Origin of the sequence: Mycolicibacter senuensis (genome assembly GCF_002101885.1) — a bacterium.
In the GTDB taxonomy this organism is placed as follows: Bacteria; Actinomycetota; Actinomycetes; order Mycobacteriales; family Mycobacteriaceae; genus Mycobacterium; species Mycobacterium senuense.
The window spans coordinates 145,916-159,499 of record NZ_LQPS01000043.1 but is presented as its reverse complement, the minus strand read 5'-3'; the positions used below and the strand labels follow the sequence as shown (position 1 = coordinate 159,499).

15 protein-coding genes are annotated in these 13,584 nt (G+C 69.8%); 4 read left to right on the top strand and 11 right to left on the bottom strand.

Annotated features, from left to right (window positions below):
- Positions 1-102 precede the first annotated feature (102 nt).
- The gene (gatB, locus tag AWC24_RS15045; protein ID WP_085086229.1) at positions 103-1,605 is read right to left on the bottom strand and encodes an Asp-tRNA(Asn)/Glu-tRNA(Gln) amidotransferase subunit GatB; all 1,503 of its coding nucleotides are present in this window, start codon (positions 1,603-1,605) and stop codon (positions 103-105) included.
- Between the two features lie 24 nt (positions 1,606-1,629).
- Entirely contained in the window at positions 1,630-2,298 is a 669-nt protein-coding gene (tenA, locus tag AWC24_RS15040) for a thiaminase II (protein ID WP_085086227.1), read from the bottom strand.
- 32 nt (positions 2,299-2,330) lie between these two features.
- Between tenA and AWC24_RS15035 the strand changes: the two genes are divergently transcribed.
- Positions 2,331-2,717: a DUF2237 family protein gene (locus AWC24_RS15035; protein ID WP_085086225.1), complete on the top strand. Its 387-nt coding sequence runs from the start codon at positions 2,331-2,333 to the stop codon at positions 2,715-2,717.
- A gap of 4 nt (positions 2,718-2,721) precedes the next feature.
- Here AWC24_RS15035 and AWC24_RS15030 read toward each other — a convergent pair whose 3' ends face one another.
- The 5 genes from AWC24_RS15030 to gatC all read right to left on the bottom strand — a co-directional run bounded on the left by AWC24_RS15030 (position 2,722) and on the right by gatC (position 6,303).
- Positions 2,722-3,075, bottom strand: a complete 354-nt coding sequence (locus AWC24_RS15030) for a DUF732 domain-containing protein (RefSeq protein WP_085087087.1) — start codon at positions 3,073-3,075, stop codon at positions 2,722-2,724.
- Between the two features lie 105 nt (positions 3,076-3,180).
- Positions 3,181-4,212, bottom strand: a complete 1,032-nt coding sequence (locus AWC24_RS15025) for an ATP-dependent 6-phosphofructokinase (RefSeq protein WP_085086223.1) — start codon at positions 4,210-4,212, stop codon at positions 3,181-3,183.
- 48 nt (positions 4,213-4,260) lie between these two features.
- Positions 4,261-4,497 (bottom strand): amphi-Trp domain-containing protein, encoded by a 237-nt coding sequence (locus tag AWC24_RS15020; protein ID WP_163705311.1) that lies wholly within the window; start codon positions 4,495-4,497, stop codon positions 4,261-4,263.
- Between the two features lie 28 nt (positions 4,498-4,525).
- The gene (gene gatA / locus AWC24_RS15015; RefSeq protein ID WP_085086219.1) at positions 4,526-6,007 is read right to left on the bottom strand and encodes an Asp-tRNA(Asn)/Glu-tRNA(Gln) amidotransferase subunit GatA; all 1,482 of its coding nucleotides are present in this window, start codon (positions 6,005-6,007) and stop codon (positions 4,526-4,528) included.
- Positions 6,004-6,303 (bottom strand): Asp-tRNA(Asn)/Glu-tRNA(Gln) amidotransferase subunit GatC, encoded by a 300-nt coding sequence (gene gatC / locus AWC24_RS15010; RefSeq protein WP_085086217.1) that lies wholly within the window; start codon positions 6,301-6,303, stop codon positions 6,004-6,006. Before gatC ends, gatA begins: the two co-directional genes overlap by 4 nt.
- A gap of 57 nt (positions 6,304-6,360) precedes the next feature.
- Here gatC and AWC24_RS15005 point away from each other — a divergent pair, with 57 nt between their 5' ends.
- Positions 6,361-7,026, top strand: coding sequence for an ACT domain-containing protein (locus AWC24_RS15005; RefSeq protein ID WP_109560490.1), 666 nt, complete (start codon positions 6,361-6,363; stop codon positions 7,024-7,026).
- Between the two features lie 6 nt (positions 7,027-7,032).
- Here the strand turns inward: AWC24_RS15005 and ligA are convergent, their stop codons facing one another.
- Positions 7,033-9,111, bottom strand: a complete 2,079-nt coding sequence (ligA, locus tag AWC24_RS15000) for an NAD-dependent DNA ligase LigA (protein WP_085086215.1) — start codon at positions 9,109-9,111, stop codon at positions 7,033-7,035.
- A gap of 33 nt (positions 9,112-9,144) precedes the next feature.
- On the opposite strand from ligA, the gene AWC24_RS14995 reads away from it, so the two are divergent.
- Positions 9,145-9,540: an MmcQ/YjbR family DNA-binding protein gene (locus tag AWC24_RS14995; RefSeq protein ID WP_085086213.1), complete on the top strand. Its 396-nt coding sequence runs from the start codon at positions 9,145-9,147 to the stop codon at positions 9,538-9,540.
- Positions 9,541-9,580: 40 nt separating this feature from the next.
- Here the strand turns inward: AWC24_RS14995 and AWC24_RS14990 are convergent, their stop codons facing one another.
- Positions 9,581-10,588 carry a uroporphyrinogen decarboxylase/cobalamine-independent methonine synthase family protein gene (locus AWC24_RS14990; protein ID WP_085086211.1) on the bottom strand — a complete coding sequence of 336 codons (1,008 nt, stop codon included), beginning with the start codon at positions 10,586-10,588 and terminating at the stop codon, positions 9,581-9,583.
- A gap of 31 nt (positions 10,589-10,619) precedes the next feature.
- Between AWC24_RS14990 and AWC24_RS14985 the strand changes: the two genes are divergently transcribed.
- Positions 10,620-11,249, top strand: a complete 630-nt coding sequence (locus tag AWC24_RS14985; RefSeq protein WP_207568329.1) for a sensor domain-containing protein — start codon at positions 10,620-10,622, stop codon at positions 11,247-11,249.
- Between the two features lie 8 nt (positions 11,250-11,257).
- On the opposite strand, the gene mnmA is transcribed toward AWC24_RS14985, so the two are convergent.
- Both mnmA and AWC24_RS14975 read right to left on the bottom strand, forming a co-directional pair.
- Positions 11,258-12,334, bottom strand: a complete 1,077-nt coding sequence (gene mnmA, locus AWC24_RS14980; RefSeq protein ID WP_085086209.1) for a tRNA 2-thiouridine(34) synthase MnmA — start codon at positions 12,332-12,334, stop codon at positions 11,258-11,260.
- Entirely contained in the window at positions 12,331-13,530 is a 1,200-nt protein-coding gene (locus tag AWC24_RS14975) for a cysteine desulfurase family protein (protein ID WP_085086207.1), read from the bottom strand. The genes mnmA and AWC24_RS14975 overlap by 4 nt, the downstream gene beginning before the upstream one ends.
- Positions 13,531-13,584 lie beyond the last annotated feature (54 nt).

The following is a 13,584-nucleotide window of genomic DNA, read 5'->3' as shown; positions in this document are numbered from 1 at the left end:
TCGACGTTCGGTGGCTGCAGTTCATCTTCGAACACTGGAACCACCCGCCGGCTCGCAGGCCGCAGCAGATCAACGGCGGCGTCTCCGGCTGACGCCTCGCGGCTACCCGCAGGCCGCCAGTACCAACTCTCGGACCCGAGCGGCATCGGCCTGACCCTTGGTGGCTTTCATCACCGCACCCACAATCGCACCGGCCGCCTGCACCTTGCCGCCCCGGATCTTCTCGGCCACATCGGGATTGGCGGCCAGCGCCTCGTCGATCGCCGCCTGGATCACCGAATCGTCTCGCACCACGACCAGGCCACGGTCGGTCATCACCTGCTCGGGTTCACCCTCACCGGCCAGCACCCCCTCGACCACCTGGCGGGCCAGCTTGTTGGACAGCTTGCCCGAATCCACCAACGCCACCACCTCGGCGACCTGCTTCGGGCTGATCGCCAGCGCGTCGAGTTCGACACCCGTCTCGTTGGCCTTTTGCACCAGGAAGTTTCCCCACCAGGCCCGAGCCGCCTCGCTGCCCGCCCCGGCCGCCACGGTGGCCGCCACCAACTCGACCGCACCCGCGTTGACCAGATCGCGCATCACCTCGTCGGAGACGCCCCATTCGTCTTGAATCTTCTTGCGGGCCAGCCACGGCAGCTCTCCGATGGTGCCGCGCAGCCGTTCCACGAGTTCGGCGCTCGGCGCCACCGGCTCCAAGTCGGGCTCAGGGAAATAGCGGTAGTCCTCGGCGGTCTCCTTGGTCCGTCCGGGGCTGGTGTAACCGGCCTCGTGGAAGTGCCGGGTCTCCTGGATGACGATGCCGCCGCCGGTGAGCACCGCACCCTGGCGGCGCATCTCGTAGCTGACGGCCACCTCGACGCTCTTCAGTGAGTTGACGTTCTTGGTCTCGGTGCGGGTTCCGAATTCGGTTGCCCCGGTGGGCATCAGCGAGACGTTGGCGTCGCAGCGCATCGAGCCCTGATCCATCCGCACATCGGAGACATCCAGCGAGCGCAGCAGGTCCCGCAGCGCGGTCACATATGCCCGGGCGATCTGCGGGGCGCGCTCGCCGGCTCCGGTGATCGGCTTGGTGACGATCTCGATCAGCGGGACGCCGGCCCGGTTGTAGTCGACCAGTGATTCGCTGGCGCCCTCGATGCGGCCGGTGTCGCTGCCCACGTGGGTGAGCTTGCCGGTGTCCTCCTCCATGTGGGCGCGCTCGATGTCCACCCGCCAGATCGTGCCGTCGTCGAGCGGCACGTCCAGGTAGCCGTTGAACGCGATCGGCTCGTCGTACTGGGAGATCTGGTAGTTCTTCGGCTGGTCGGGATAGAAGTAGTTCTTGCGGGCGAACCGGCACCAGGAGGCGATCTCACAGTTGAGTGCCAGCCCGATCCGGATCGCGGACTCCACACCGACGGCGTTGAGCACCGGCAGCGAACCGGGCAGCCCGAGACACACCGGACACACCTGGGTGTTGGGTTCGGCGCCGAATTCGGTCGAGCAGCCACAGAACATCTTGGTGGCCGTGGACAGTTCGACGTGTACCTCCAGGCCCAGCACCGGGTCGAAGCGGGCGACGACGTCGTCGTAGTCGAGCAGTTCGGCGACAGCAGCGGTCATGGAAGGAAAGTCTAGGTGACCGGGTCACACCGGCCAGTCCTCCATCCGGTGGGCGGCGTCGAAGAACATCCACTCGTAGCGCGCGCTGGTGTGGAAATGCCGCCGCATCAATTCCTGCGTGGCCGGCGACGCCTGCGCGCCGATCCCGTCGGCGACGGCGAGCACCTCATCGACCACGGCCTGGAAATCCTGGCCGGCATAGGTGTCGATCCAGCGTTGGAACAGCGGCTCCGGTGAACCGTGGCGCTGTAGGTGTTCGCCGACCCGCGCGTAGACCCAGTAGCAGGGCAGCACCGCTGCGACGGCTTCGGCGTAGGAGCCCGATCCGGTGACGGCCAGCAGGTAGCTCGCGTAGGCCTGCGTTGTCGGGGCGATCGGCAGCGCTGCGGCCCGCTGGGCGTCCGTTCCCAGTTCGGTGAGCAGCCCGGTGTGCAGGTCACGCTCGGCGCCGAGCGCCACCCCGGCATGCTCGACGAACATCGTCAGCTCCGCTTCAACCGGCGCTTTGGCCGCGCAGCCGGCGAGTGCCCGGGCGTAGGCCCGCAGGTAGTGGGCGTCCTGGGCGATGTAGTAGCGGAATCGGTCGTGCGCCAACGACCCGTCGGTCAGCCCGGTGATGAAGGGGTGTTCGCAGATTCGCCGGTAGATCTCGGCGATACCGGCCCAGAGCACGTCGCGCATACGGTCTGCCATGCCTCAGGCTAACCGGGCGGTACCGTTTGGCCATGGCTGAGCGCAACGTACTGGGCGGCCCGCTGGAGCCGTGCGGCAGCGACCCCGTCACCGGCTTCTACCGCGACGGCTGCTGCTCGTCCGGACCGGAGGACCTCGGACTGCACACCATCTGCGCGGTGGTGACCGGCGAGTTCCTCGAGCATCAGCGCTCGATCGGCAACGACCTGTCCACGCCGATGCCGGCCTACCGATTCCCCGGGCTGACCCCCGGTGATCGCTGGTGTGTCACCGCGCTGAACTGGTTGCGGGCGCACCGAGACGGCCGTGCGGCCCCGGTGGTGCTGGCCGCCACCCATGAACGCACCCTCGACGTGGTTTCGCTGGATGTGTTGCGCGCCTACGCCGTTGATGTGCCCGATGACCCGGGCGAGCTGTGAAGCGTCAGTAGCCGAGCACGGCGCCGATACCGCCGTTCTGCTGCTGCTGCTGGCGGCGTTGGACATACCGGACGAATTCGTCGACCAGGCCGCCGTATTCGGGACAGTCCACGGTCACCGATCCGGCCAGCATGCGGCCTGTCTGGTTCTCGGGCAGCCCGCTGGTCCCCAGGATGTGGTTGACCGCGCCCTTGACCCCGGCCAGATTGGGCTGGTCGTCCATGAACGCACAGACCTCGCCACCGTGATCGGCGACGTAATCGCTTACCGCGTCGCCGATCCCGTGAGCCGGTGCGGCCAGCACAAAGCCGATCGGCAGCGCCCCCAGCGCGGTGGCCGTCCGCGACAGCTTTCCCATTCCGGCCCCCCAACCTTCGTCCACCCGGCAAGCGAACAGTAGTCCACCGAACATCCGGCGACCATTCGGTGACTATTGCCCCAATAGACCGTGCACAAACGCGGGCTACCCGAAGAACGCCGCCGCGTCGTCGTAGCGGCTCTGCGGCACCACCTTGAGCTGGCGCACCGCGTCGGCCAGCGCCACCCGACCGATCTCCTGGCCGCGAAGCGACACCATCATCCCGTACTCGCCGGCGTGGGCGGCGTCGGCGGCATTGACACCGAACCGGGTTGCCAGCACCCGGTCGTAGGCGGTCGGGGTGCCGCCCCGCTGCACGTGGCCGAGCACGGTGGTGCGCACTTCCTTCTTGACACGGCGCTCGATCTCGACGGCCAACTGGGCGGCGACCCCGGTGAATCGCTCGTGGCCGAACTCATCGATCCCGCCGGAGCGCAGTTCCATCGACCCGGCCGCGGGTTTGGCCCCTTCGGCAACGACGCAGATGAAGTGCGACGAGCCGTGCTGGAAGCGTTGCTTGACCAGCCGGCACACTTCTTCGACATCGAACGGCTGCTCGGGGATCAGCGTCATGTGCGCGCCGGATGCCAGCCCGGCGTTCAGTGCTATCCAGCCGGCATGGCGCCCCATCACCTCGACCAGCATGACCCGCTGGTGGGATTCGGCAGTCGAATGCAACCGGTCGATGGCCTCGGTGGCGACCTCCAGCGCGGTGTCGTGCCCGAAAGTGACGTCGGTGCAGTCGATGTCGTTGTCGATGGTCTTGGGCACCCCGACCACCGGGACATTCTCCTGGGACAGCCAGTGCGCCGCGGTCAGGGTGCCCTCCCCGCCGATCGGGATGAGCACGTCGATGCCGTTGTCGTCGAGGGTCGCCTTGACCTGGTCCAGCCCGGCACGCAACTTGTCCGGGTTCACCCGGGCGGTGCCGAGCATGGTGCCGCCCTTGGCCAGCAGCCGATCGTTGCGGTCGTCGTTGGCCAGCTGGATACGCCGGTTCTCCAGCAGGCCGCGCCAGCCGTCCTGAAAGCCGACCACCGACGAGCCGTACCGCGCATCGCAGGTGCGTACCACCGCCCTGATCACCGCGTTCAGCCCGGGACAGTCACCGCCACCGGTGAGGACTCCGATCCGCATGCCCCCATCTTGCCCGGTGGGCGGCCACCGGTTTTCCCATTGCCCGGATCAGACCTTGGGAACAGACCACTCCAACTCGAATTCGACCTGGTATTTGATGCTGGTGCCCTTGTCCTCGCGCTCGATCTCGATCTCGCGCTCCAGCGCCTCGGGAACCTCGAGGCTGCCGCCGGTTCCGTAGGAGATCGTCCCGGCCTCCAGTTCGTCGGCCAGCCGACGCAGGTCCGCCGCGGCCTCCGCCCGGGTCATCATCCGTTCTTCCTCGTGAATCGTCTCTTCAGCCATATTCCCAGGGTACGGAAGAAAATCGCCCTCAGAGCGGCGCCGGCAGTGCGCCGCGAGCGGCCTCATAGGCCGCGCCCACCCGGTAAAGCCGGTCATCGGCCAGCGCCGGCGCCATGATCTGCAGACCCACCGGCAGCCCGTCGTCGCCGGACAGCCCGGACGGCACCGACATGCCGCAGTGCCCGGCCAGATTCAGCGGCAGGGTGCACAGGTCGAACAGGTACATCGCCAGCGGGTCGTCGACCTTCTCGCCGAGCCGGAACGCCGTGGTGGGCGTGGTGGGCGAGATCAGCACGTCGACGGACTCATAGGCGGTGTCCAGGTCGCGGGCGATCAGGGTGCGCACCTTCTGCGCCTGGTTGTAGTAGGCGTCGTAGTAGCCCGCCGACAGCGCGTAGGTGCCGAGCATGATGCGGCGCTTGACCTCGGGACCGAAGCCGGCCGCGCGGGTCAGCGCCATCACCTCCTCGGCGCTGTGGCTGCCGTCGTCGCCGACCCGCAACCCGAAGCGCATCGCGTCGAAGCGCGCCAGGTTGGACGAGACCTCCGAGGGCAGGATCAGGTAGTAGGCGGACAGCGAGTAATCGAAGTGCGGGCAGTCCACCTCGGAGATCTGGGCGCCCAGCGCAGTCAACTGTTCGACGGCGGCGTTGAACGACGCCAGCACACCGGGCTGGTAGCCCTCCCCGCTGTGCAGCTGGCGCACCACCCCGATCCGCACGCCCGACAAATCCCCGGTGGCCCCGGCGCGCGCGGCGGCCACGACGTCGGGCACCGGAGCGTCCAGCGAGGTGGAATCACGCGGGTCGTGCCCGGCGATCACCGCATGCAGCAGCGCGGTGTCGGCGACGGTGCGGGCGCACGGGCCGCCCTGGTCGAGCGACGACGCACACGCCACCAGGCCGTAACGGCTTACGGTGCCGTAGGTGGGTTTGACCCCGACGGTGGCGGTCAGTGCGGCCGGCTGGCGGATCGAGCCGCCGGTGTCGGTGCCGATGGCCAGCGGCGCCTGAAACGCCGCCAGCGCCGCGGCACTGCCGCCGCCGGACCCGCCCGGCACCCGCTCGACGTCCCACGGGTTGCGGGTGGGGCCGTAGGCGGAGTTCTCGGTGGAGGAGCCCATCGCGAACTCGTCCATGTTGGTCTTGCCCAGGATCGGGATACCGGCTGCCCGCAGCCGGGCGGTGACGGTCGCGTCGTAAGGGGGCTGCCAGCCCTCCAGGATTTTCGATCCGCACGTGGTGGGCGCGTCCACGGTGGTGAACACGTCCTTGAGAGCCAGCGGCACGCCCGCCAGCGGTGAGGGCGCCTCGCCGGCGGCGATGGCCTTGTCGGCGGCCGCAGCGGCGGCCAGCGCTTCCTCGGCGCCGACGTGCAGGAAGGCGCCGTAGCGTTCGTCGGTCGCCGCAATCTGGTCCAGATGCGCTTGGGTGACTTCGACCGAGGACACCTCACCGGCGGCGATCCGAGCCGCCAGGGTGGTCGCGTCGGACCGGATCAGCTCGCTCACCGGCTCTCCCCCAGGATCTGCGGGACGGCGAACCGGTTCTCGGCGACGCGCGGAGCAGCCGCCAGCGCCTGCTCCTGGGTCAGACCCGGCACGATCTCGTCCGGCCGGGTGACGTTGACGGCCTTGAGCGGGTTGTCGGTGGCCTCGACGCCGGTGACGTCTACGGCCGCAATCGTGCTGACATGGGTCAGGATCGCATCCAGCTGGCCGGCGAAGCCGTCCAGTTCGTCGTCGGTCAGCGCCAGCCGGGCCAACCGGGCCAGGTGGGCGACGTCGTCACGGGAGATCTGGGGCACGACTGGCAAGACTAGTCGGCGTCACTTTCGGTGCGGCCACTGTGGGACAGTTTTGCCGTGTCTTCCTATCTGTTGCGCGTCGAACTCGACGACCGCCCCGGCAGCCTCGGCTCGCTGGCGGTGGCGCTGGGCTCGGTGGGAGCCGACATCTTGTCGCTGGACGTCATCGAGCGCGGCTCCGGATCGGCGATCGATGACCTGGTCGTCGAGTTGCCTCCCGGAGCGATGCCCGATGTGCTGATCACCGCCGCCGAGCGCCTGGAGGGCATCCGGGTGCACAGCGTTCGCCCACACACCGGGTTGCTGGAGGCGCACCGCGAGCTCGAGCTGATCGACCACGTCGCGGCGGCCGGTGACCGTCGAGCCAAGCTGCAGAAGTTGGCCGACGCAGCACCGCGGGTGCTGCGGGTCAGCTGGTGCACGGTGTTGCGCGCCGACGGGTCCGCTGCCGGGTTCCGCCGGCTCGCGGGCAGTGCGGGCACTCCCGAGACCGACGTCGGTGCGGTGCCATGGCTGCCGCTCGAGCGCGCCACCGTCCTGGACAACACCGCCGACTGGGTGCCCGCGGTGTGGCGGGAGATGGACACCGCGCTGCTGGCCGCCCCGCTGGGAGACCCGCGCACCGCGATCGTGCTGGGCCGCACCGGCGGCCCGCCGTTCCTGCCTGCCGAGGTGGCGCGGTTGGGTTACCTCGCCGGGATCGTGGCGACGCTGCTGAGCTAATCGGAGCTAATCGGTCGCGCCGTCGGCCGGCCCCTCGGCCAGCAGCTTGACGAAACCCGCCTCGTCGAGGACCGGTACGGCCAGCTCGACGGCCTTGTCGTACTTGGACCCCGGCGCATCACCGGCGACCAGATAGGCCGTCTTCTTCGACACCGAACCCGCCGCCCGGCCGCCGCGCGTGATGATCGCCTCTTTGGCCTCATCGCGGGAGAACCCGGTCAGCGAGCCCGTCACGACGATGCTCAGGCCCTCCAGCGTGCGTTCGATGCTCTCGTCACGTTCGTCGGCCATCCGCACCCCGGCGGCCCGCCACTTGTCGACGATCGCACGGTGCCAATCGACCTCGAACCATTCGGTGACCGCGGTGGCGATGGTGGGCCCGACACCTTCGACAGCGGCCAACTGCTCGGTGGAGGCAGTGGTGATCGCGTCCAGGCTGCCGAATTCGGTAGCCAGGGCGCGCGCCGCGGTGGGGCCCACGTGGCGAATCGACAACGCCACCAATACCCGCCACAACGGCTGGGACTTGGCCTTGTCGAGGTTGGTCAACAGTTGGCGACCGTTCTTGGACAGCACACCCTTCTGGGTGGTGAACAGCTCGGTGCGCAGCAGGTCGTCCTCGGAGAGGGTGAACAGGTCGCCCTCGTCGGTGATGACGCCGGCGCCCAGCAGCGCTGTCGCCGCCTCGTAGCCCAGCGCCTCGATGTCGAAGGCGCCGCGGCCGGCGACGTGGAACACCCGCTCGCGCAGCTGCGCCGGGCAGGATCGGGCGTTGGGGCAGCGGATGTCGACGTCGGCCTCCTTGGCCGGCGCCAGCAGGGTGCCGCATTCCGGGCAGTGGGTCGGCATGACGAACTTGCGCTCGGTGCCGTCGCGCAGGTCGACGACGGGCCCGAGCACCTCGGGGATGACGTCACCGGCTTTGCGGATCACCACGGTGTCGCCGATCAGCACCCCCTTGCGTTCGACCTCCGAGGCGTTGTGCAGGGTGGCCAGCCCCACCGTGGAGCCGGCGACCTTGACCGGGGTCATATAGGCGAACGGGGTGACCCGGCCGGTGCGGCCGACGCTGACCCGGATGTCGACCAGCGTGGTCTGCGCCTCCTCGGGCGGGTATTTGTAGGCCACCGCCCAGCGCGGCACCCGTGAGGTGGCGCCGAGGCGGCGCTGCAGCGTTCGCTCGTCGACTTTGACGACCACACCGTCGATTTCGTGTTCGACGTCGTGGCGGTGCTCGCCCCAGTAGGTGATGCGTTCGGCCACCGCCGCCATCCCCTCGACGCGCGCGGTGTGCGCCGAGACCGGCAGGCCCCAGGCCTTCATCGCGATGTAGGCCTCGTGCAGGGTGTCGGGGTTGAAGCCCTCGGTGTAGCCGAGGCCGTGGCACACCATCCGCAGGTTGCGCCGGGCGGTGATCGCCGGGTTCTTCTGCCGCAGTGATCCGGCCGCGCTGTTGCGGGGATTGGCGAACGGCGCCTTGCCCTCGGCGACCAGTCCGGCGTTGAGGGTTTCGAAGTCCGCCAGTCGGAAGTACACCTCACCGCGCACCTCCAGCACCGCCGGGATCGGGAATTCGCTGTCGGCGCTGAGGAATTCGGGGACGTCGGCGATGGTGCGCGCGTTGAGGGTCACGTCTTCACCGACCCGGCCGTCGCCGCGGGTGGCGCCGCTGACCAGTCGGCCGTCGCGATACACCAGACCCAGCGCCACCCCGTCGACCTTGAGCTCGCACAGGTAGCTGGTGTCACCGCCGATCTCACCGGCGACCCGGCCCGCCCAGGCCGTCAGCTCGTCGGGTGAGAACACGTCTTCCAGCGACAGCATCCGCTCCAGGTGCTCGGCCGGGGTGAATTCGGTGGTGAACCCGGCCCCGCCCACCAGCTGGGTCGGCGAGTCGGCGGCCCGCAGCTCCGGATGGGCGTCCTCGAGTGCGAGCAGCCGGTTGAACAACTCGTCGAACTCGCCGTCGGTGATGATCGGCGCGTCCTTGACGTAATAGCGGAACTGGTGTTCGCGCACCTCTTCAGCCAGGTCGTGCCACTGCCGCCGGATGTCGGGGCTCACGCTGTCGGCCTCTGGATTCACCCTCGCAGGCTATCGGCTGACTACCCTGTCGGCATGCCACACCCGATCATGTTCCGCGATGACGACCCGGGCCTGGCGGAGCTGCGCCGCATCGCGCTGGGCTTTCCCGAAGCCGTCGAGAAGGTCTCGCACGGCCGCCCGGTGTTCTGCGCCCCCAAGATGTTCGCGATCTACGGAGGTAGCACCAAGGCCACCGGGGAGATGGTGCGCTACCCGCACGCGCTGTTGGTCAAGGTCGACGAATCCGAGCGGCGGGCACTGGAGCAAGACTCGCGGTTCTTCTATCCGATGTACCTGGGGCCGTCCGGCTGGCTGGGGTTGAATTTCGGTGCGGCCCCGGTGGATTGGGGCGAGGTCGGCGAGCTGGTCGACGCCTCGTTTCGGCTGACCGCTACACCGCGGTTGATCCGGCTCCTGGACGGGGACTAAGCCGGACTAAGCCTCGACGTCCTCGGCCTGGCGCGGTGCGTCAGATGGCCTCCGGGTCACCCGCCAGCACCTCGCCCACCTGCCGAACCAGCCCGACCGCGGTGCGTGCCCACGCGGTGGTGGCGCCCGCCAGCCCGCAGACCGGGCTGATGCCGACCCGTTCGGCCAGCACCGGGCGGGCGAAGCCGATCCGGTCGGTGATCGCGGCGGCCGCGGCGGCGATCTCGTCGACGGCGGGTCGTCGTGCCGGCTGCACCGCGGGAATCAGCCCGAACACCACGGTGCGACCGGATTCGATGAACGCGCCGATCCCGTCGTAGTCGACCGGCCCCAACGCGGTGCAGTCCAGCGACAACGCGGCAATCTTACTGGGCTGCAGAACATTCCACGGCAGCTCTGCAGCACAGCTGTGCACGATCACCTCGCCGCCCACCGCATCGGCGCAGCCGTCGAGCAACGCAGTGGCCACCGCGTCATCGATCGCCGGTACCGGGCTCAGCGAGGTGACCCCGGCCAGACCTCCGGTCACCGCCGCGGTCAGCACCGGCTCGTCGAGCTGCACGACCACCTGCGTGTCGAGCCGGCGGCACAGCTCGGCCCGGTGCGCCCGCAGCCCCTCGGCCAGCGAGGCGGCCAGATCCCGCAGTGCCCCCGGGTCGGTGATGGCACGGTGCCCGTTGGCCAACTCCAGTTGTGCGGCCAGCGTGAGCGGGCCGGGCGCCTGCACCTTGACCGGGTGCCCGCTGCCACGCAGGCCGCCGATCTCCCAGGCCTCTTCGAGGGCGTCGGTGTCCTCGCCGAGCAGGCTGACCGCCCGCCGGGTCACCGCGCCGGGGCGCGCGGCCAGCCGGTAGCCGCGCGGGGCGGTGTCGATGGCGATGTCGACCAGCAGCGCGCCGGACCGGCCGATCAGGTCGGCGCCCACCCCGCGGGCCGGCAACTCCACCAAGTGGGCCAGGCTTGCGCCCAGCTCGCCGACGACCACCTCGGCCGCCTGGCGCGCCGAGGTGCCCGGCCAGGAGCCGATAGCGGTGGCGAAGGCATTCACCCGGCAACCGTATCGGGATAGCCTTTCAGCGGTGAAAACATGGCGGCGGGCCCTGATCTGTGGCCCGGCCGCGGTCGTGCTGGGCTGCACCCGGCTGATCGACGGTTCGGCTCTGCCGCCGCTCGCGCCGCTGGTGCCCGACGGCGCCGTGCACGTCGGCAGGCTCATGCTCGACACCCCCCGGATGCGCGCCATCACCGGCACCGGCGAGGAGCTGACGATCATTCCCACCATGGACTCCGCCACCCCGGTCGACATCGACGGGCTCGCCGCAACCGTGCCACCGCCGTGCCGCTTCATCTATGCCGAGACCACGGTGTTCGGCACCGAGCACACGCAGTTCCACAAGACCACCTACCAATACCCGCCCCGGGGCGCCTTGATCTCCGAGGGTGCCGCGGCCTACCCGGACCCGGAGTCGGCCCGGCGGGCCTTCGATGCTGTGGTGGCGGCCGTCGCCGAATGCGCCGACAGCCCCGCCGGACCGGGTTTGGTCGGCGACCAGACGGCCGACGAGCAGTTCCTGCACACCGGTGCCGGCGATTGCGGTCGCGCCTACCAGCTGAAGTCGGTGGTGCTGCTGGAGGTCACGCACTGCGGCTTCTCGGAGTCGATCGCCGATCTGGTGCTGACGAATCTGGCGGCCGGGATTCCCGGCTAGCCGGCGACTCAGGTGCCGGTGCCGGCGATCGTGGCGCTGGCGATCACCTCGTCGCCTCGCGCGTCCGGGCGGTAGCAGGCCAGGGTCTGGCCGCGGGCCACACCGCGCAGCGGTTCGCGCAGCCGCACCTGTAGATCCTCGCCGACCGGTTCGGCGACCGCACCGACCGTCTCCCCGTGGGCCCGCACCTGCACCTCGCACTCGACGGGCCCGTGCCACGCCCCACCCGAGGTGAATACCGGCGCCCGGCCGGTCAGCTCCAGCACCTCAAGGTCGGCGACGGTTCCCACGGTCACGGTGGCGGTGGCGGCATCGATGCCGGTCACATAGCGGGGCCGGCCGTCCGGGCCGGGGCCGGCGATGCCCAGGCCCTTGCGCTGCCCGATGGTGAAGCCGTGCACGCCGTCGTGTTCGGCCAGTACCTCGCCGCCGGTGTCGACGACGGCGCCGGGCCGCACACCGATGTGGCTGCCCAGGAAGGTCCGGGTGTCGCCGGTCGGGATGAAACAGATGTCGTGACTGTCGGGTTTACCCGCCACCGCCAGGCCGCGCTCGGCGGCCTCGGCCCGGATCGCCGGCTTGGGGGTGTCACCGACCGGAAACGCCGCGTGGCTGAGCTGTTCGGCGGTCAGCACCGCCAGCACGTAGGACTGGTCCTTGTCGACGTCGACCGCACGGCGCAGCCGTCCGTCGGCCAGCCGGGCGTAATGGCCGGTGGCCACCATGTCGAAGCCGAGCGCCAGGGCGCGGGCGGCCACCGCGGAGAACTTGATCTTCTCGTTGCAGCGCACGCACGGGTTGGGGGTCTCGCCGCGCGCGTAGGACTCGACGAAGTCGTCGATCACCTCTTCTTGGAACTGCTCGGAGAAGTCCCACACGTAGAACGGGATGCCCAGCACATCGGCGACCCGTCGAGCGTCGTCGGAGTCCTCCCGCGAACAGCACCCCCGGGAACCGGTGCGCAGCGTGCCCGGATTGCGTGACAGCGCCAGATGCACGCCGACCACGTCGTGTCCGGCGTCGACCATGCGGGCCGCCGCGACTGACGAGTCCACCCCGCCGCTCATGGCCACTACGACCTTCACCGGGCCACCTTCATGCCACCGGCCCCCGCGGCGGCCAGCATGGCGTGGCGTGCCCGCTCCACCGCGCCGGGAAGCACCGCCAGCACGGCGTCCACGTCATCGTCGACACTGGTGTGTCCCAACGACAGTCGCAACGAACCACGAGCGGCGACCGGGTCGGCGCCCATCGCGGTCAACACATGCGAAGGCCGCGCCACCCCCGCAGTGCAGGCCGAACCGGTGGAGCATTCGATACCGTTGGCGTCCAACAACATCAGCAGCGAATCGCCTTCGCAGTCGGCGAATGTGAAGTGCGCATTGCCCGGCAGCCGGTCGGTGCGCGACCCGTTGACGCAACTGTCCTCGATCGTCGCGAGCACGCCGTCGATGAGCCGGTCGCGCAGCGCCGCGACCCGGCCCGAGGTGGCTTCCAGCGACCCGACGGCGATCTGCAGCGCGGTGGCCATTCCGGCCGCGCCGGCGACATCGAGTGTGCCCGAGCGGATATCGCGCTCCTGTCCCCCGCCGTGTGTCAGCGGAACACACGTCACGTCGCGGCGCACCAGCAGGGCGCCGACGCCGCATGGCCCGCCGAACTTGTGGGCGGTCAGGCTCAGCGCCGACAGGCCGCTGGCGGCGAAATCGACCGGCAACTGCCCGACGGCCTGCACCGCGTCGGAGTGCATCGGCACCCCGAACTCCGCGGCGACCGCGGCCAGTGCGGCGATCGGCAGGACGGTGCCGACCTCGTTGTTGGCCCACATCACCGACACCAGCGCCACATCGTCGGCCCCGCCGTCGGCCAGTTCGTCGCGCAGCATCTCCGGGGAGACCGAACCGTCGGCTCGGGTGGGCAGCCAGGTGATCTCGGCGCCTTCATGCTCGGCGAGCCAGCCGACCGAATCCAGCACGGCGTGGTGCTCGATCTCGGTGGTGATGATCCGGCGGCGGCGCGTGTCGGCGTCGCGGCGGGCCCAGTAGATGCCCTTGACCGCCAGGTTGTCGCCGTCGGTGCCGCCGGCGGTGAACACCACCTCGGACGGTCGGGCGCCCAACCGGGCGGCGATGGATTCCCGGGACTCCTCCATCCGGCGCCGCGCGGCGCGGCCGGCGGAATGCAGCGAGGAGGCATTGCCGACGGTGCCCATCACGGCCGTCATCGCCTCGATGGCCTCGGGGTGCATCGGGGTGGTGGCAGCGTGATCCAGATAGACCATGACCCGCCCAGGATACCGGGCAGCTCTGCTCGGCCCGGTGGTGCGGCGAGCAGC

Coding starts and splice junctions, on each gene's coding strand:
- gatB (WP_085086229.1), bottom strand. CDS start 1,605: ATGACCGCTGCTGTCGCCGAACTGCTCGACTACGACGACGTCGTCGCC.
- tenA (WP_085086227.1), bottom strand. CDS start 2,298: ATGGCAGACCGTATGCGCGACGTGCTCTGGGCCGGTATCGCCGAGATC.
- AWC24_RS15035 (WP_085086225.1), top strand. CDS start 2,331: ATGGCTGAGCGCAACGTACTGGGCGGCCCGCTGGAGCCGTGCGGCAGC.
- AWC24_RS15030 (WP_085087087.1), bottom strand. CDS start 3,075: ATGGGAAAGCTGTCGCGGACGGCCACCGCGCTGGGGGCGCTGCCGATC.
- AWC24_RS15025 (WP_085086223.1), bottom strand. CDS start 4,212: ATGCGGATCGGAGTCCTCACCGGTGGCGGTGACTGTCCCGGGCTGAAC.
- AWC24_RS15020 (WP_163705311.1), bottom strand. CDS start 4,497: ATGGCTGAAGAGACGATTCACGAGGAAGAACGGATGATGACCCGGGCG.
- AWC24_RS14995 (WP_085086213.1), top strand. CDS start 9,145: ATGCCACACCCGATCATGTTCCGCGATGACGACCCGGGCCTGGCGGAG.
- AWC24_RS14975 (WP_085086207.1), bottom strand. CDS start 13,530: ATGGTCTATCTGGATCACGCTGCCACCACCCCGATGCACCCCGAGGCC.